12 protein-coding genes and 2 pseudogenes are annotated in these 19,660 nt (G+C 40.0%); all 14 read left to right on the top strand.

The features are described 5' to 3' along the window. Positions 1–2 precede the first annotated feature (2 nt). The 14 genes and pseudogenes from CWC18_RS03880 to CWC18_RS03840 all read left to right on the top strand — a co-directional run bounded on the left by CWC18_RS03880 (position 3) and on the right by CWC18_RS03840 (position 19,404). On the top strand, positions 3–3,380 hold the full coding sequence (locus CWC18_RS03880) for a non-ribosomal peptide synthetase (protein ID WP_138674751.1): 3,378 nt from the start codon (positions 3–5) through the stop codon (positions 3,378–3,380). Beyond that, positions 3,377–10,678 carry a non-ribosomal peptide synthetase gene (locus CWC18_RS03875; RefSeq protein WP_138674750.1) on the top strand — a complete coding sequence of 2,434 codons (7,302 nt, stop codon included), beginning with the start codon at positions 3,377–3,379 and terminating at the stop codon, positions 10,676–10,678. The genes CWC18_RS03880 and CWC18_RS03875 overlap by 4 nt, the downstream gene beginning before the upstream one ends. A 22-nt stretch (positions 10,679–10,700) precedes the next feature. Continuing rightward, positions 10,701–11,714 (top strand): TauD/TfdA family dioxygenase, encoded by a 1,014-nt coding sequence (locus CWC18_RS03870; protein WP_138674749.1) that lies wholly within the window; start codon positions 10,701–10,703, stop codon positions 11,712–11,714. 47 nt (positions 11,715–11,761) lie between these two features. Beyond that, complete coding sequence (locus CWC18_RS03865; protein ID WP_138674748.1) at positions 11,762–13,375, top strand: cyclic peptide export ABC transporter; 1,614 nt, start codon at positions 11,762–11,764, stop codon at positions 13,373–13,375. A gap of 19 nt (positions 13,376–13,394) precedes the next feature. After that, the gene (locus CWC18_RS03860; protein ID WP_138589407.1) at positions 13,395–13,598 is read left to right on the top strand and encodes a hypothetical protein; all 204 of its coding nucleotides are present in this window, start codon (positions 13,395–13,397) and stop codon (positions 13,596–13,598) included. A 211-nt stretch (positions 13,599–13,809) separates the two neighbouring features. Further along, a pseudogene (locus tag CWC18_RS03855) lies at positions 13,810–14,105 on the top strand (ATP synthase beta subunit C-terminal domain-containing protein); the annotation flags it as partial. Between the two features lie 14 nt (positions 14,106–14,119). After that, positions 14,120–14,273, top strand: a pseudogene (gene atpC / locus CWC18_RS03850) (F0F1 ATP synthase subunit epsilon); the annotation flags it as partial. 535 nt (positions 14,274–14,808) lie between these two features. Then, positions 14,809–16,938, top strand: a complete 2,130-nt coding sequence (locus CWC18_RS03845; RefSeq protein ID WP_138674747.1) for a winged helix-turn-helix domain-containing protein — start codon at positions 14,809–14,811, stop codon at positions 16,936–16,938. 1,002 nt (positions 16,939–17,940) lie between these two features. After that, a complete protein-coding gene (locus CWC18_RS20985; protein WP_171041033.1) occupies positions 17,941–18,105 on the top strand; it encodes a hypothetical protein in 165 nt (54 codons plus the stop codon). 15 nt (positions 18,106–18,120) lie between these two features. After that, positions 18,121–18,285: a hypothetical protein gene (locus CWC18_RS20980; RefSeq protein WP_171041032.1), complete on the top strand. Its 165-nt coding sequence runs from the start codon at positions 18,121–18,123 to the stop codon at positions 18,283–18,285. A 15-nt stretch (positions 18,286–18,300) separates the two neighbouring features. Next, positions 18,301–18,465: a hypothetical protein gene (locus CWC18_RS20975; protein ID WP_171041031.1), complete on the top strand. Its 165-nt coding sequence runs from the start codon at positions 18,301–18,303 to the stop codon at positions 18,463–18,465. Positions 18,466–18,481: 16 nt separating this feature from the next. Further along, positions 18,482–18,646, top strand: a complete 165-nt coding sequence (locus CWC18_RS20970; RefSeq protein ID WP_171041030.1) for a hypothetical protein — start codon at positions 18,482–18,484, stop codon at positions 18,644–18,646. Positions 18,647–18,661: 15 nt separating this feature from the next. Beyond that, positions 18,662–18,808 carry a hypothetical protein gene (locus tag CWC18_RS20965; RefSeq protein ID WP_171041029.1) on the top strand — a complete coding sequence of 49 codons (147 nt, stop codon included), beginning with the start codon at positions 18,662–18,664 and terminating at the stop codon, positions 18,806–18,808. A gap of 38 nt (positions 18,809–18,846) precedes the next feature. Continuing rightward, on the top strand, positions 18,847–19,404 hold the full coding sequence (locus CWC18_RS03840) for a hypothetical protein (RefSeq protein WP_138593682.1): 558 nt from the start codon (positions 18,847–18,849) through the stop codon (positions 19,402–19,404). The last annotated feature ends 256 nt before the right edge of the window (positions 19,405–19,660 follow it).

Raw genomic sequence — 19,660 nt, 5'->3', positions numbered from 1 at the left:
TCATGAATACACAAACAATAATAAATCAATGTCTTGATCAAGGCGTTCGACTCTCAGTAGAGAATGGAAACTTACAAATCGACGCGCCAAAAGGCGGGCTGAGTAATGAAATGATTGCCACGTTGAGAGAAAATAAAGCTCAGCTTATTGCCTTTATTAAGAGTTTTTCAGCACAGGAAGCCGCGGTTGAAAAGCAAAAACTAAAACCTTCAAATATTGACGGACCTATTCCGCTGTCTTTTGCTCAACAACGTCTGTGGATCATTGATCGAATTGAACAGGGGTCGGCCCAGTACAATATGTCAGCAGCTTTTAAATTGGACGGTAAGTTAGATCAGCAAGCTTTTATTGCAACGATTAACACCGTTATAGAGCGCCATGAAATTCTGCGTACTGTTTATAAAGAAACAAATGACAAGTGTGAGCAGGTTATTCGTGAGCATTTTGACAGCGCCGTAACGATGATCGACTTTACACATTTGCAAGGTAACGACTTATACGATGAAATTCGTACATTAGCAGAAGAGGACGCACTTAAGCCGTTTGATTTACAAAATGACACGATGCTGAGAGTGCAGTTGATCAAGGCTTCAGGCTCTGAACATTACGTTCTATTCAATATGCACCATATTGCATCCGACGGTTGGTCAATTGGTGTCTTAGTCAAAGAGTTTTTGGAAATCTATACGGCGTATAGTCAAGGTCAACCAAATCCACTTGCCGATCTGGATGTACAATACAAAGATTACGCGCATTGGCAGCGTGAATGGCTACAAGGTGATGTTTTTGAAAATGAGGTTGGGTATTGGCGCGATCAACTTCAAGATCTTCCTGCAACACACAGCTTACCGTTAGATCGTAATCGACCAGTTCAACAAGGCTTCTTAGGTAACTCAATTCGCCGAGAATTGAGTGCAACCTTAACTTCAAACCTAGAAGCATACTGCCGAGATCAGGGTGTGACGCAGTTCATGGCACTGCAAACTATTTATGCTTTGCTTGTTGGTCAGTGGAGTGCTGAAGAAGATGTTGTTATGGGCACACCTGTTGCAGGTCGTGTACACCAGAATGTTGAACCTCTGATTGGTTTCTTTCTAAATAACCTAGTTTTACGTACGGATCTATCTGGTGATCCGAGCTTCAATGAGCTTATTGCTAGCAACAAAAATACCTTACTTGAAGCATTTGAACATCAACATTTACCATTTGATGCACTGGTTGAAGACCTGAACCCTGAGCGCAGCAGCAGTCATCAGCCTATGTTTCAATTATGGTTTGTTTTGCAAAACCATGATGGAGGTACATTCCAACTACCAGGCCTAGAAATGTCTAACCCAGATGAAATATTAACGGGTGTTGACGTAGTAAACTTTGATATTTCTTTGAGTGCGATGGTCGAAGAAGGACAGTTAGTTTTTGTTTGGCAATACAAAACGGAGCTGTTTGATACGCTTACGATAGAGCGCTTTGCGCAGTCATTTGAGGCATTACTGGAAAATGCGATAGCTAATGGCAACGATAAAATCTCAAAAATTTCAGGGGTTAACCAAGATTCAGAGCAACCTTGGCATATCGAAAATGAGCAAGTTTTTGAAAATGAGCAGAACCTTGTTGAGTCTATATTTACATTTGCGCAGCAAAACCCGAGCGCGATTGCTTTGCGTATTGAAGATGAGTTGATTAGTTACGGTGAACTTGCGGCTAAAGTTAGTGACTTCTCTCAAAAATTATCACTGGCAGGAGTAGCAGCAGGGTCGCCTGTTGGTATTTGTGTTGAGCGCAGTATTGAACAATTGGTTGCTCAGTTGGCAATTATGCACGCCGGTGGTGCCTATGTCCCCTTGGATGCAGACGCTCCGAAAGATCGTCTGGAATATATAATTTCGGATACTGAGCTTCGCATTGTGGTTGCTCAAACACAATATGTTTCTCAGTTTGCACAGATCAATTGTGAAACGGTCGCCATTGACCATTCTGAGCTCAATGGTCAGGGCGTTATAAGCGCATCAAGAATAGATTTATCCCCTGATAGCTTAGCTTATATTCTATATACGTCAGGCTCTACGGGCAAACCAAAGGGGGTTGCGGTACAGCACAAAAATCTCACTAACTTGGCGAACAGCATGCATTTATTATTGGCTGAACGTGGGGTTTCTGGTCAATATCGCTGGGCATGGAATGCGCCGATGATATTTGATGCATCAGTACAAGCTCTCACTCAATTGGCATTTGGTGTGGAGTTAAACTTACTGAAAGATGAGTTACGAAAGGATCCGAGTCAGCTACTGACTTATCTAACTGATAATAAGATAGATGTTTTAGATACGACCCCTGCGCTGGTTGATTTGGTGCTACGTGAAGCAGAAGAACAAAATTTAGCATTGCCTAACTTGTTGATTGGTGGGGAAGCGATAAGCACCGAACTCTGGCAAAAAATTGCAGCGCATGCTGAAGAACATGCTCATTTTGCTCTAAATGTATATGGCCCTACAGAATGCACTGTCAATGCGACTTATGCAGATATTACCGTCGATTCTATACCAAATATAGGTAGCCCATTACCAAACTGTCAGGCGTTTATTTTGAATGATGCCATGGAACCATTAGCAGCAGGTGCTAAAGGTGAAATTTATATTGGCGGCAAAGGAGTTGCTCGTGGGTATTACAACAATGAGACATTAACTGAAGATCGTTTTGTCGAGTCAACACAGTTTGGTCGCATATACAAGACGGGTGACTTGGGCCGTTGGCTGGCTGATGGCGCTATTGAGTATTTGGGGCGTAGTGATTTTCAGGTGAAGTTACGTGGTTACCGTATTGAGTTAAATGAGATTGAGTCGGTTATTTTAGAGGACTCAGGCATCACAGATGCGGCTGTACTGGTGAAAGATGAGCGACTTATTGCGTATGTAGCTGGCTCAGATGTTAACAAAATCAGATTGACTGACATGATGGAAGCAAAGCTGCCAGCATACATGGTGACTGCAGTCATTATTGAAGTCGATGAAATACCATTAACGAAAAATGGCAAGCAAGATCGTAAGGCTCTGTTGAATATTGAGCTTGAAGAGGTGGTCGACGATTATATTGCGCCAAGTACTGAGATGGAAACACACTTGCTATCAATTTGGCAGGAGTTGTTGGGCAAAGAACGCATTAGCATGGACGATAACTTTTTCTCGATTGGAGGCCACTCATTACTCGGGATCCGAGTTGCGAGCGCATGTCGAGAGCAATTAAGCATCGAAATACCGTTAAAAGTACTGATGGACAATCCAACAATTGAAGCGCTTGCTGAGCGTTGTGAGTGGTACGAAAAGCAGAAATTAGTAATGTCAGGTGGCTCAGCAGGAAGCGACGATGAAAGGATGGTGATATGAATGCAGAGCACATTATAAAACAGTGCTCTTCTTTGGGTCTCAGGCTGTCTACAGACGGCCAGAACCTAAATGTTACAGGTGATAAAAGTAACCTGGTTTCAGAGCTTATGGTGACGCTGAAGGAGAATAAAGCTTCATTAATTGCTTATATAAAGCAGTTCTCAGCGCTCGAAAATGAGCGCCAGCGTTATAATATTAACCTTGTGGATAGAAATGGGCCATTGCCCGTTTCTTCTGCACAAAATCGTATTTGGTTATCTCAACAAATACCTGGTTCGGCCTCAATATACAACATGCCAAATGGTATGCATGTACTTGGTAATTTTGACGAGCACCTTGCTCGTCAAGCTACTCGGTTGATTATTGCTCGACATGAGATATTACGTACAGTTCTTCATTATGAAGATAACCAGCTGGTGCAAATAGTAAAAGATGCCGGTGATGTGAACTTTATAATTGAAGATTTCAGCCACTTGAATTTAGCTCAGAGTAAGGCTTTGGCGCTAGAACTTTTACGGCAGGACGCCGATAAACCCTTTGATCTTGAAAATGACTTGATGCTTCGGGGCGGGTTTTTAAGGCACTCTGAGGATAATGGGACGTTGTTTTTCAACGTCCATCATATTGCCGCAGATGGTTGGTCAATGGCGTTGCTGTTCGAAGAGTTTAAGTATTTTTATAGTGCGTTATTTAATGGGACGTCGCCAACTTTACCTGCGGTTCCGTTACAATACGCAGATTATGCTAATTGGCAATCACAGTTACTCGATAGTGAACAAGTTAAACACTCAAAGTCTTATTGGTTGCAGCAGTTACAGGACCTACCAGCGGTAAATAGCATCCCATTAGACTACGTGAGACCCGCATCGACGGGTGGAAGAAGTGACTTCCGGGTTGCAGAATTATCTCCATCTTTGACGAGGCGTCTTAAAGCGCTTGCTATTACCCATAAAACTTCGCTGTTCGTGTTATTTCATGCACTAGTTTCGATTTTAGTCGGCCGTTATGCACACAGCAATGATGTTGTTATAGGGACGCCAGTAGCTGGACGTCGACAAAAAGAGTTAGAAAAAACATTTGGCTGCTTTATAAACACGCTGGTATTGCGTTTACGCACCCCAGAGGGGATTAATTTTGCTGAATTGCTAGCAGCAGCAAAACAAACAAATGAATCTGCGCTTGAGCATCAAGACATACCTTTTGAATATTTAGTGGAGGCACTGCAGCCTGAGCGCAGCAATAGTTATCATCCATTATTTCAGATTGCGTTAGTACAGAATAATCTAGACGTAAGTAATGCAAAGGTAACCCCCTTTGCTGGCGACGTGACATTTGAGTCATTTGACACTGCAGAGTTAAGTGCAAAATATGATATCCAAATCAACCTTGTTGAACATGCCAATAATCTTCAAGTGAGCTTTGCATTTGATACTAATTTGTTCAAAGGGGAAACGATTGCGAGAATGGCCCAGCAACTTGAGAGCTTGTGTGAGCAAGTAGCTGATGATGCTGAGATTGCATTATTGCGCCTGCAGTTAAGTGATGCATCAGAACGAGAAGAGATCACAGCCATGGAGCAGGTTCCTGCTTATCAGGCTAATAATCTACCTATTCAGCGTTATATTGAAAGTTGGGCTGCGTCATCACCAGAAAACAAAGCCGTTAGCGTAGCTGGTAGTATATTGAGTTATGGCGAATTGAATACGCAAGCCAATCAGTTAGCAAGGTATATGCTGAATCTTGGTATTACAAAAGGTACATACGTTGGTGTGGCGTTCGAACGCTCGCCGGAGTTGATAATAGCCATGCTTGCAGCCGTGAAAGTTGGAGCTGTGTATGTTCCCTTGGATCCAAATTATCCGAGTGCTCGATTGGATTACATGATTGAGGATACGGCCCTCAAGTATGTTTTGACCGTTGATAAATTAGCTCATTTATTTCATGAGTATAAAATTCATGTTTTACCTATCGATGCGCGTGACGTTGGGTTAATTATTCAGTCTCTTGCTGCACAAAATCTAGATCTAGATATCAAAAGTGGTGATCTTGCTTACATTATTTATACGTCAGGATCGACAGGTCAGCCTAAGGGGGTCATGATCGAGCATGCTGGCATAGAGCGCTTAGTCTGCAAACCAAACTATGTATCACTGAGTCCATCCGATAATATGTTGTTTATATCCAATACGGCATTTGATGCGGCTACTTTTGAAATTTGGGGGGCGTTGGCTAATGGTGCCACGCTTCATGGATTGGATAATAGCTACTTGTTGGATGCAAACAAATTTATTGAAGAAGTTACTCGGCTTAATATTACGACAACATTTATAACAGCGGCTTTGTTCAACCAAATTGTTGCGATAAGGCCTGACGCTTTTGCCATGTTTAATTATGTGTTAGTTGGGGGGGATAAGCTCGACAAAAGCAGTGTGGACCGAGTGATGTCAATAGGGAAACCCAAACATCTAATTAATGTTTATGGCCCGACAGAAAATACAACCTTTAGTACTTTCTTTGATATTGAAGAAGTAGGTGATGTTCAATACCCCATTGGGCGGCCAATATCTGGTACGGGCTGTTATATTTTGGATGAAAATCAGCAAAAGTGTGCTGTAGGCGTTATTGGAGAGCTGTATTTAAGTGGTTTGGGGTTGGCAAGGGGCTATCTGAATAAAGTAGACACAACTGCAGAGCGTTTTGTTGCTGTGCCATCAGCCAATCATACCCGGCTTTATCGCACTGGAGACATGGTGAAATGGGATGAGCAGGGTAACATTTGCTTCATAGGTAGGACTGACAACCAAGTTAAGATCCGTGGCTTTCGTATCGAAGTTGGTGAAATAGAGCATGCTTTATTGAGGTTGTCCGATATCAAAGAAGTGGCCGTTCAGGTTGAGTCTGAGGCGACACAAAAAATACTTGTCGCTTATGTTACTTGTCAGCAAGTTAGCAGCTCAGAAGAGCTCAAATCTGCTTTGAAATCCTATTTACCAATCCATATGCTCCCAGCTCATATCGTGGTGTTGGCAGATATGCCGCTCAATGCCAATGGTAAAATCGATCGCAATCGTTTGGTACGAGAAACCCAGAATCAAGTTGAAAAACTCACGCCACCAACTTCTCCGTTGGCTCACTCTATCGCTCAAATTTGGCAAGAGAGTATGCAACTTTCTCCTGATTGTATTGGGATGCAAAGCAATTTCTTTGAGTTGGGAGGACATTCTTTATTAGTCATGAACGTTGTACATACAATCCACCGTACACTGAAGTCACAAGTGCCTGTCCAGTGTTTGTTTGAAAACCCCGTATTAGCCCAGTTTGTCGCATTGGTAGAACAATATCAGCATACTGATAGTTCACTAACAGTACCCAAAGCATCAAGCTGCGAAGATGGTTATCCATTGTCAGCAGCACAGCGCAGAATGTGGTTTATTGATCAACTGGATAATGAGAGTACGCACTATAACTTAAATTATCAGTTTGAAGTACGGGGTGAGTTTGATGTAGCAATGGCTGAACGAGCATTTAGCCTTTTGTTGTCACGTCATGAAATATTGAGAACGTCATACCATGAAACTGACACGGATGAAATTCAATTGGTGCAGCCTGTGTCTGCCTTTGTTTTGGAGCACAGCTGTGTTACTAGAGATGATTACTCCGATGAACTCGACAAAGTACAGGCTCGGCTAGGCCGAAGGTTTGATCTAACTAAAGCGCCACTGTTACGGGTAGCATATATTGATGTGGCCGCGGAAAGTACCGGCACATTGCTATTATGCCTACATCATATTGCCACTGATGGCTGGTCCATGAACGTGTTATTTAATGAGTTTGTGTCACTGTATCGCAGCGAACTAGCAGGGGAAAATAATCCTTTGGTAGCCAACTCCCTTAGCTATATTGATTATGCCGTGTGGCAAACACAGTACCAGAAGAGTGAGGCATGTCGGGCATCTCTATCTTATTGGAAGGAGCAATTAAGCAAAGCACCAGCACAGCATGATATTCAACTGGACTTTCCTAGACCTAAGATGAAACGCCATGTAGGCGCAGTCTTAACTCGGACCTTACCTAAGGCGCAAGCAGAGAAGCTTAAGCACTTTATTGGGGCGCATAATTTGACTTCATTTATGCTGGCCCATGCAGCTTTGTCTTTGGTGGTTGCTCAGCATGGTCGTGATTCACAGTGTGTCATTGGCACGCCAGTAGCTGGTCGGCATGAACAGCAATTAGCAAATTTAGTTGGTTTATTTGTTAATACAGTCGCGCTCACAGCAAAGACAGACTTTGATACGCTGGGTGACTATTTGTCCCATATTCGTGACGTAAATATTGCCGCTCAGGCACACAACTTAGTGCCATTCGACTCGGTCGTTGATGCGTTAAATGTGACAAGAACTGCGGCAATAAGTCCTATTTTTCAGATTATGTTGACCACAGACAGCGAAGAAAGCTTCCGTATTGGCGCGGCGCAGCCAGTTGATGATTCTACCAATGTTGAGTTTATATCTAAGACGAGTTCAAGTATTTCAACGAAGTTCGATCTTGATATTCATTTTGACCTTTCACATCAGCAGTTAACGATCCATTGGGTATATGATACCAGCTTGTTTAACGTCAGCAGTATTGAACGATTGGCAGAGCAGATGGAACAAGTGTTAGGTGAGTTAGCTGAGCGTTCAACACAAAGCCATGTCATGACAACGGCATTGAGTGACTTGGTTATTTGTAGTGTTGCTCAGACAGAGGCGCTGGCTAGCAGCTTAAATAAGTCGACAGTATTAACGGGTGTGCGAGAAGAGAGCTTACTGGATACTTGGTCAAAAACGGTGGCTCGCCAACCTGATGATATCGCTTTGTTTTGGCAGGGTAACACGTGGACTTGGCAGGAATTAGCACATCAAGTTACGTGTTGCGCACAGGTATTACACTCTGAACATGGCGTTGGCCGAGGTCGTACTGTTGCAGTACAGATGGAAAAAAGCGCTGATATGGTGGTTGCTTTACTGGCTATTTTAGCTTCAGGAGCAGCATATTTACCCATTGACCCTAAGGCACCACGTCAGCGTGTTGAGTATGTGTTAGTTGATGCGAAAGCGTGTTTACTTATTTCGCAGCCGTTTTATTTGTGTGAGCACACCGATGATATTTGCCCTTCGACTACGATGGCAGCACTCGCAGCAACACGTATTGCTGAAGAGACAATATTACATATGCCATCAGCTGACGATTTAGCGTATGTGATGTATACCTCAGGGACCACAGGGCAACCTAAAGGGGTAATGGTTTCACATCGTAATGCTGTGGCGCTAATGACAGAAATGCAGGCATGGCCGATTTGCCAGGGTAAACAAAATTGGGGATGGAATGCTAATTATGTCTTTGATGCTTCGGTGCAAGGGTTATTGCAATTAATTGCTGGCACGGCGCTGACCCCGGTTCCGGAAGGCCTAAAGGTTGAACCTCATTTGATTGGTGAATACCTCTGTGCTAATCAGGTTACAGTTTTGGATTGTACTCCTAGCTTAGTAGATATGTGGCTAGATGAAGGGCTCGATGAGCAACTACCTAACCTGATCATAGGGGGGGAGGCCATTTCAGAATCGCTATGGCATCGTTTGGTTGATTGGCAACGTCGCAATGATCGAATTGCTCTTAATGTATATGGACCAACAGAGTGTACTGTAAATGCCACCATGACTCTCATAAGTGGTGCTCGCCCTAATATAGGCAAGCCACTTTCTTATAATAATTTGTATGTTTTAGACGTACATCAGAGGCCAGTTGCACAAGGGATGAGTGGAGAGCTTTACATCAGTGGTGATGGCGTCGCGCAAGGGTATGTTGGAAAGCCTGAGCTTAGTGCACAAAGCTTTATTGAAAATGGGTTTAAGCATGGGCAAAAGAGCCACCCTCTGCTCTATAAAACGGGCGATATTGTTCGCTTTTCAGACGGGGTGTTGGAGTATTTAGGCCGAGCAGATTCGCAAGTAAAGTTGAACGGTTATCGCATTGAGTTGGCTGAAATAGAACAACAATTAATGGCACTACCGGAAGTCACGAGAGCACATGTGGTTATTTCGCAACAAGCTGGTGGTACGCAAGTATTGGTAGCTTACTTACAACCTACAGGCGTTATATCACTTGATTACTCAGAGATTGGTGTTGCGTTGAGCTTAAAATTACCCAGTTATATGGTACCGCAACAGTTTGTCACTATCAGTCATTGGCCTATGACCCGAAACGGAAAGCTAGATATACAAGCTTTACCGCAGCGCGAGGTTGAGATGTCTGGTGAAGAACTCAGTACAACAACTGAGCATACACTGGCTGATATTTGGCGAACAGTTTTAAAGCTGCCTAGTAACACGGTGTTATTTAGAGACTCTCGGTTTTTTGATTTGGGAGGTAACTCTTTACAGGCTGTTGCTTTAGCGCGAGTTATTAGAAAGACTTTCGAGACAACAGTCAGTACGTTAGATGTATTTCAGCAACAAACTTTATCCGCATTAGCTGCCAAAGTCACTCTCTCTAAAATAAATGAGAATGAGGATCCTCAACTTGTGTGCTTACGCGAGGGAGACAGCCAGCAGGTTCCCATTATATTTATTCACCCCGTTGGTGGACAGTTGACTTGTTATACAGAAATAGCGGCAGGCATAAAAAGTGACGCATCAATTTATGGGTTGCAGTCCACCAATCAACAGTTTGAATCTATCACCACACTTGCAGAGCATTATTTAGCGTTACTCGACGTTAAAGTGGGTGCTGCTGCTTACCGTTTAATCGGCTGGTCTATGGGAGGCGTAATTGGGCATTCCATGCAAGGCTTAGCACCTAATAAAATACAAAAATTGATCATGATTGACTCCTATGTGCCTGAAATTCAGAACATAGTCGATGATGAATTGACGCGCATGGAAGCATTTGTTGCTGAGCTCGGCATTTCGACGGATGGAATATCTTTAGAGGATATAAGACACCTGCAAAGCGAACAGCTATTAACGCTGGTTCATTCATTGTGTCTATCACAAGGGCGAGTATCTGAAGATTACACTTTGGCTGACCTCCAAGCACAGTGGCAAATACTCACCCAAAATCAGTCGTTGTTTGTAGCACATACATGTACTCCATCACAGTCTATTGCGCATCTAATTTATGCCAAAGATTTTACGGCATTGAATGGTTGGTCAGCGTTGTTATCTCAATGTGATGCGCATGGTATAGCAAATACAGATCATCACTCTATTTTACGTTCTAACAAACTTAAATTATTAATAAATAAAAAACTAAATTAAATACTTAATAAGGATAATTCCAATGTTAAAAGATACAATCATCTTCAACGAGCAGCCTAGTTCAGCCAATGAAACATCAGAATTTAAAACGATGTTTTTACCTGAAGGACCTCAATTCCCTATTGTTGTAGAAGATATTCAGCATACACACAGTGCTGCACAGTGGGTAGAAAACAATGCTGAGCTAATAGATGTTTACCTTAAACAACATGGCGCGATATTGTTACGAGGGTTTGACGTTAAGGATGAAAATGATTTTCGAGAGGTTGCAAATACATTTATTCCTAACCTTGCCAAATATATGGAAGGTGCCACACCCCGAACTAACTTAGGAAAAGGCGCCTACACCTCTACTGAGTTTCCACCAGAGCTAAGTATTGCCCAGCATAATGAGCTTTCTTATATTAAACAGTGGCCAATGAGGATTACTTTTAGTTGTCTTATTCCTGCCCAAGAGCAGGGCGCTACACCCATTGCGGATGTGCGAAAAGTGTACGAGCTCATTGATGATTCAGTGAAAGCTAAATTTGCAGAACATGGTTGGATGTTAGTTAGAAATTATGGCAATGGATTAGGGCCTACGTGGCAAAAAGCGTTCAATACAGATGATATAGAAGAGGTTAAAAATTATTGTCAGCAAGCTGACGTTGAGTTAGAAATTATTAGTGAAGAACAAATCCGCACTCGACAGGTTCGTCCTGCTATTCATAAGCACGTTCACACTGGCGAAGCTGTATGGTTTAACCATGCTGCATTTTGGCACCCATCAAGTTTGTGTCCTCTTATTAGAAAAGAACTTGTGTCGCAGTTTGGTGAAGATGCTCTGACTTATAATACCCTATACGGTAATGGCGATATTATTCCTGATGATGTTGTTGAACATATAAATGAAGCTTATAAGCAGGCAACAGTGACCTTTTTATGGCAAAAAGGCGATGTCTTACTCATGGATAATATGCTTGTTTCTCATGGGAGAGATCCATTTAAGGGAGATCGACGAGTGGTTGTATCAATGGGTGAGCCAGTTGAACTATAAATTATTCATGAGGCTCGCGTTAGCGAGCCCCAAATAGCAGGTCGATTATGTTGCTTTATTATATTAAGAAATTTAAAAAAATTATGCTTCTATCTGGTGTTGCAAGCTTATTTACAGCAAGTGCATCAATAGCCTTATTTCATATGATCGGAGAGAGTGGTCATACAGGGTTTCAACCACTGGAGATGGTCGTATTTGGTATTTTAGTCGTGTTTTTATTGGCTGCGTCTATGGCAACAAGTTATTTTCTGTCGCAGTATAGCTCTGGAACAGTTAATAGTGTGCGTCAAAGTTTAATTAAACGAATATTGCGGACTGATTATGGCCTGCTTGAAAAAGCTGGACGAGCTAGGCTATACAACGTTTTAACAAACGATGTGAATGCGATTTCAGGTGCATTGGCAGAAATGCCAGCATTTATTTATAACAGCTTCTTATTGATAGCGTGTTTTGGCTACTTATTTGTATTGTCGGAATTGATGTTTGGTATTTTGGTGGTAACCGCGCTAGTTTCGTTTTTGGTTACTCGGGTTGTAATGGCTAAGATCACTCGGGCTGCCAATACTATGAGGGAGCACCAAGATGATGTTATAGAGGGATATAAAGGGATTTTGGATGGTGCTAAACAGTTAACTGTGAATAAAGTTAGGCGCGAGCATTTTTATGAGCAACGCTTACAGCCGGTTATGTCTGATCTTCGAGTCAGTGAACGTGAGTATGGGTTTGCGTGGGATATTAACCGAAATATCAGTCAGGTGCTTATTTTTATCACTTTAGGAACAATCGTAGCCGTAAATCAGTACTTGCAAAGTACTGAGTTGGTGATGAGCTATATTTTAATTGTGACATATATTTCAGCACCATTCGGTTATGTGATGAATTTATGGCAAAACATCGCGCGAGCTAAGGTCTCGCTGCAAAAGATTGAGTCACTGCAATTGAGTGCAGAGCAGGTAGAACAATCTGATAAGTTGGAAGCTAAATCTTTTAAAGAGTGGGATCATATTACTTTCAAAGATGTGTCGTTTACATATGATTCAGATGGTGAAGAGGCTGCTTTTTCTTTACCTAAGCTCAACTTAACACTCAACAAAGGGGAAGTTTTATTTATTACTGGTGGAAATGGCAGTGGTAAATCGACATTTTTACATCTGCTGTTAGGCCTGTACTCACCAAGTAATGGCTTTATTAAGGTTGATGATTTTGCCGTTACGGAGTCAAACCTTGATGATTATAGATCCAAAATAACCATGGTCTTACCTGATTTCTATTTATATAAAGAATTATTGGATGGTGATGGGCATCCGGTTGACCTTAAAAAAGCGAACATGCTTTTAGAGCAATTCCAACTGAGTCACAAATTAAGTATCGACCAGACTGGATTTACTGCTACTAAGTTTTCTCAAGGACAAAGAAAACGATTGGCACTTATTTCATCAATACTTGAAGATAAAGATATTTATGTTTTAGATGAGTGGGCTGCAGACCAAGATCCGCACTTTAGAGCAATGTTTTATAAAGAATTATTGCCTCGTTTGAAAGCACAAGGGAAAACGGTGATAGCTGTGACGCATGATGATAAGTATTTTCATTTGGCAGATCGCCATATTAAGTTTGACCAAGGCAACGCTAAAGAGTTGCTTAGTGATCAAGCTGCCTGATATAAATTAAGGAATAAGTATGTTTACATTTATAAAATCTAAACTAGAAACGCCAGAAACTCCAAGAAACACTAAGGCTCAGCATACAGTTTCAGACGAAAAGGCTGTGATAACAGAGTCAATCACTGAGCAAGGGGGTAAAGTCATTAAGGAGCGTTCTGTCGTTGTCGGGGGAGATGTAAAAAGAAAACAACCAAAAACCCCAACCCCCCCGGATGTGTAAGTGTTTTAAATCGCCGAGGTAATTTTGAGAGTCATTTGGTTTTGTGGAAATTATGTGGTGAGTTACCACTTTAAGCAAAATTTACGACTCTCATGTTATTTAATATACGTATAGTCTTCCATTATTTTAAGTCGTTAAAAGTTGCAATATAGCAAGGTTCGGTATATTCAAGGCAGAGAAAGTTAGAGTATTTCCAGATTGCTTATGGGTGACAGTTCTTCAGCGTTATAAGGAGCTTAAAGACGTCATCGCAATTCTAGGTATGGACGAGCTTTCTGGTGAAGATAAGCAAGTTGTATCTCGTACACGTAAAATCCAACGTTACCTATCTCAGCCGTTTTTCGTTGCTGAAGTATTTATAGGCGAGTCAAGTAAATACGTTTCACTGAACGACACTATCTTAGGCTTCAAGGCATCTTAAATAGTGAGTATGATGACCTGTCAGAGCAAGCTTTCTTCATGGTTGGTTCTATCGACGAAGCAGTGGATAAAGCAAAAAACATGTAATTTAGGGGGTTATTATGGCAATGACAGGGCGACTTGACGTAGTGAGTACTGAGCAGAATGTATTCTCTGGTAGCGTCGCTAACAGGTAGTGAAGATGAGTTGGGTATTCACCCAGGTCACGCCTCGCTCCTGACAGGCCTAAAACCTAGTATGATCTGTTTAGCTAAAGTAGACTGCAGCGACGTGTTATCCGTCAGTTTTGTAAATAAGTAAAAACATATCTGGTTTAAAAATCCCACACCTTTTGATGTGGGCTTTTTTATTTCGTCATCAATAAGAAGTAATTTCGTCATTAATAATATTTCTTAAGATAAAAATAGTTAACTAATGCTGTGTCTACTTTAATAGAAGTGATACATTATGTTTTGTCGAGTTACGGGTACATTATTCACTTTAGAGCAAATATTGATAAAGTGACAACTTTTCTGTTATGAAATGTGGTGTTATGATATCTACGTCCTGAGCATTGACTAAGCTTTTGGCTCCTATATAAGTAGTTAATGCTCCACGGATTTAGAATAGTTGGGTGTTGTCTCAAAAGTAGGACAATAAGTAGTCGGATTTATAACCAGTAAACTGAGGGTAAGCGCGATTTTTTATTGTTTTATTTTTATTTTTTTATTAGGAATAGTTTAAAATTTTTATGATATAACTTGATATAAAAGGAGTTAACTTCATTTTTTGAGGCTGCGCACAATTCATCATGAACGAAGTGATATTTTTACGACAAGCAAAAGAAGTAAAGTTTGGAAGTTGGGTTTTGGAGCTTTCCAAACAAACTATATCTGATGGTGATGTGGAAAGGGAACTTGAGCCGCTATTATTTAAGTTATTGTGTTATTTTATCATCAATAATGAAAAAATTGTCACTAGGCAAAACTTAGTTGATGACGTTTGGTGTCAAAATTATGTGGATGACAATGCAATAAATAGAGCAATGTCAGAGCTGAGAAAAATTTTAAAGTCTGAAAATCAAAAAGGTCAAGTAGTAAAAACCCATTATAGGAAAGGGTACAGCTTTTTTTTAGAACCTTCTATAATTTATCATCAAGAACCGCTTTTAACTTCTGCACCTGAAATTCAATCGGTGGACACTGTTGTAGAAAAAAGTACAGTGACAGAAGAAACTCTCATCACACGACCAAAGTTGAGTGGTATTTTGCCCAAGCTCTCTGTTGGTCTTTTAGCATTAGTCGCTATTTCAAGTATTTTTTATAAGCAGTATTACCCGAGAAGTGATATATCGATAGAAAATAAAAAAATTGAAGAGAGTGTTCTATCTTGGTTACCTGGTCGTTATTCACTGCTTTCTTTGTCTCCTAATAATAAATTAATTGCATTTTCGTTTATTCCCAATGCAAGCAAGAATAACTCTTTGGTTGTTAAAGGCCTTGAAAATGGTCATGAAAAGCGGCTTGGTGAGCCGGGGATAAACTATTTACCTTTAGGGTGGTCGGTCGATTCAAATACTATTTATTATCGGGCCATCACTGATGATAAATGCCAAGTGTGGCGCTTAAACGCTGATTTTAATTCAAATAATGAGTTCCTTTTCGATTGTAGCTTGGCCGATAGTATGACAGGTGGCGGCGCTGGGAATGGTCGCTTTATTTACTCGAAGACAGGTTATAGAAATAGAGATGAGCTTGCTGCACTAACAAATAGGAACTTGTTGACTGGGGAAGAGTTCCAAATTACATCACCTAATTTAAACTCTTATGGTGATAGATTTTTATTGTATATCCCCAGCAAAGAGCTAATTTTATTTGAAAGACGTCAATACGATACAAATGAATTATACATAACAGATCCCGATGGGGGAAACCAAGAGAAATTATTTGAAATTTCGAGCAGAATTTGGGCGCTTAATTATGATGAGGTGTCTGATCAGCTTGTGTGGTTGGACAATACTGAAAATATCGTTTATGCATATGACTTAGCGCAAAGAAAGTTCGGAAAGGCAACGAGACTTGAAACTGAGAAAAGCTATGCAAACTTTCAGGCTATAGACAGTAAATCGTTGTTATTGGTTAGTTACCCGTTTTTATTAGACACTTATCAGATTGATTTAGATAGCAACAAAATTACGCCTATTGTAAAAAGTGAACATGAAGATCATATGGGTATCGAGGTGGATAACGGATATCTTCTTTTAACTAGAGAGCGAGGTGAAAAAGTCATTAACCTTATCGATGGTAGTTCAAATCGAACACCATTACCTATACCTAAAGGTCGTTATTCATCAATACGTTATAACTTTGAAACGAATCAACTATTAGTACAGTATTCCGATAAAATTGAAGTTTATAATTACTCAGATTTAAGCTTAGAGGATGTTATTTACGTAAAAGGGGCTGTGATATCTGCAGAATTCCTTGGAGACAATGAAGTTGGTTATGTGGTAATTGATGAAAAGAAGATAAAAACAAAAACGTTTAAATACTCAATAGTGAGTAAGAAACAAGTTGAAGTGCCTGCGCTTACGTCTGTTTGGATAGGTCAACTTGATGAGTCTACATTGGTATCGTTGGCATCAAACGACAAAATCGTTCTATACGATATATTTTCTGGTAAAGAACGACAGAAGTTTGATTTACCAGAAGCTAAATACACACACTCTATTACTATTGGTTCAGGCAATATATACCACTCTGATGGAGAAAAAGTATACCAAGTCAATAGAGATGGTTTGGGAATGATTGAAGAGGTATTTACAATAAATCAATCTGAACACTATATCGCTAGTATGCAATACTCAGAAAAAACAAATAAAATTATCTTAGGAATGATAGAAATATCTGAGAACCAACTTCTTCAAGTTGATATATTCTGAGTTAGTTCGATTTAAGTAAATCGCGCTATCGGGATCGAAATATGTTTTAAAGGGTACCATGCGCTGTGAGTGAGAGAAGTCGGTGGCTAATTTGGCCCAGCTTTGTAAAGCAACTTGAACTAACGTGAACCAGAAAGAGAAGATAGGTAATATCTTTAATCAAAATAATTTTCACAGACTGACAAGTTGTCAAATTACAGCTGCGGTCAACATGCATGGCGGGATCACACTTTGTAAACAAGGCAAATTTATGATCTAATAGCATCGGTTTTTCCTATTTATCTATCGTAGTGTCTTTATTTTCTCATCTCGAACTCGTCAAAGAAAACCGCTCAACGATTAATCAGCACTATAACCTCATGTAACTCCACCCAATTTATAACTCCCCCTAAAAATTCTACTTATGAACTGTTTCATTTTTAGGAGGAGTTACATCAGTATGCTTGCTAAGCAGGTTATTCCCCCTTTTGAACGGGATGGCTTGGGCATAATTTTACAAGGTACAATTGAAGCTATTTGATGTTTAGCATGTAAAGTTGGACTCTGTTTGCTTATGACACGCTCTTCGTTAACTGCTCAAAGTGCCTTGTAAAATATTGATAAATATATTTTTTTGTGAATTGTGCGAGGTGATAGCCAAACCGAGGAGGCTTCAAGTAACGTATAAATACCGTTTATTAAACCTGTTATCAGCGATTATCACCTGCCATTACACCAAACGCCCCTCCATATAGAACATTGAATGGATACTAAGTCGTCTTTAATCAATCAAAACTCTAGCGTGAAGGTTTTTTTTCTGAACGCAAACAATATCTGAATATTACGAAGCGTCGCCTTGTGCGAGGTTTTATTTTATAAACTTTAAAATCAGATACTTAAGTTAAACCTTATGGTGGAATATATAAGGTTTGATAATTACTTTAATTTGTCAAATTTGTTTAATGTATTGGTATCGAAAAAACGAAACAAAATAATAAACGACTTACTTAAGGATACTAACTCATGAAACTGACATTAAAGCTAAAAACAAAAAAAATGAAAAAGCTATTAGGTGCTCAAGACTTAGATAACAAGCAAACAAAGCAAATCGGAGGGGCTGGTTATAATACTGATACGGTTACATCAAGAAAATCTCAGGACTTAATTAACAACTATCAGAATTTATAAGAAGGACACTTACTCATGAAACTGACATTAAAGCTAAAAACAAAAAAAATGAAAAAGCTATTAGGTGCTCAAGATTTAGATAACAAGCACACGAAGCGGATCGGAGGCGCTGGTTACAATACAGATACTGTTACATCAAGAAAATCTCAGGACTTAATTAACAACTATCAGAATTTATAAGAAGGACACTTACTCATGAAACTGATATTAAAGTTAAAAACAAAAAAAATGAAAAAGCTATTAGGTGCTCAAGACTTAGATAACAAGCAAACGAAGCGGATCGGAGGGGCTGCTTATAATACAGATACGGTTACATCAAGAAAATCTCAGGACTTAATTAACAACTATCAGAATTTATAAGAAGGACACTTACCTCATGAAACTGACATTAAAGCTAAGAACAAAAAAAATGAAAAAGCTATTAGGTGCTCAAGACTTAGATAACAAGCACACGAAGCGGATCGGAGGGGCTGCTTATAATACTGATACTGTTACATCAAAAAAACCTCAGGACTTAATTAACAACTATCAGAATTTATAAGAAGGACACTTACTCATGAAACTGACATTAAAGCTAAAAACAAAAAAAATGAAAAAGCTATTAGGTGCTCAAGACTTAGATAACAAGCACACGAAGCGGATCGGAGGGGCTGCTTATAATACTGATACTGTTACATCAAAAAAACCTCAGGGGCTTAATTAATAACTAACGGAATTTATAAGAGTATTGGAGGTTAACTGTTGAATATTGTAAGTGTGCCCCTTTTGTTATCTATGATGACAGGGCCTTTATATGGAAAGCTAGAATTACAGGATCCGGCAAGTGACTTTTACTATGCAAGAGATGCAGGTGAAGTTACAAGTGAAAGTGCGGCTTTAGAGGGTCATAAAGTTTTTAAAGGGCAAAAGCTAATAGAGTATATCGTACTTGATAGTAATGAAAGCCGCTCTCTTTATTCTAAATCTGACGGATATATTGAGTTTGTGACTTCAGGCTTATTAGCCGGTGAACCATTATCTAAAGGACAGCTATTATTTATAGTTACTTTGTATGAGGTGTTTGGTAAGTATGAAGCCCTCAAGGGTACGGGGTTACCGTCTATATTAGTTGGTTCTCATGTGTGGGTTTGCAACGATCAAGGGAGTTGGAAATTCTTAGTTAATGAGATAAAAAATAATAGAGTTCTTTTATCAGCAAGCTTGGATCAGAAGGATTTTGAACGAGTAAATAAAGCAAGCAAGCAAGCACAAATGAGTATGTTTTTAGAAAAAGGCCAGTGTAAAAAAAGTAATATATAGTTACTTTTTTTACATACCAACACACTAAACTGCATTTGCTACACTTTAGGGTACTTCTCTCAAATAGCTATATCAAATAGCTTCATAAAATAGTGCCATCAAATAGCTTCATAAAATAGCTTCATAAAATAGCTTCATAAAATAGCTTCATAAAATAGCGCCATCAAATAGTGCCATCAAAAAGTACCATCAAATAGTACCATCAAATAGTGCCATCAAATAGTACCACCAAATAGTGTCATCAAATAGCTGCACA

Source organism: Pseudoalteromonas aurantia, assembly GCF_005886875.1.
GTDB classification, from domain to species: Bacteria; Pseudomonadota; Gammaproteobacteria; order Enterobacterales; family Alteromonadaceae; genus Pseudoalteromonas; species Pseudoalteromonas aurantia_A.
Note: the sequence above shows the minus strand (reverse complement) of the source record. Positions and strands in the feature narration are given on the sequence as shown.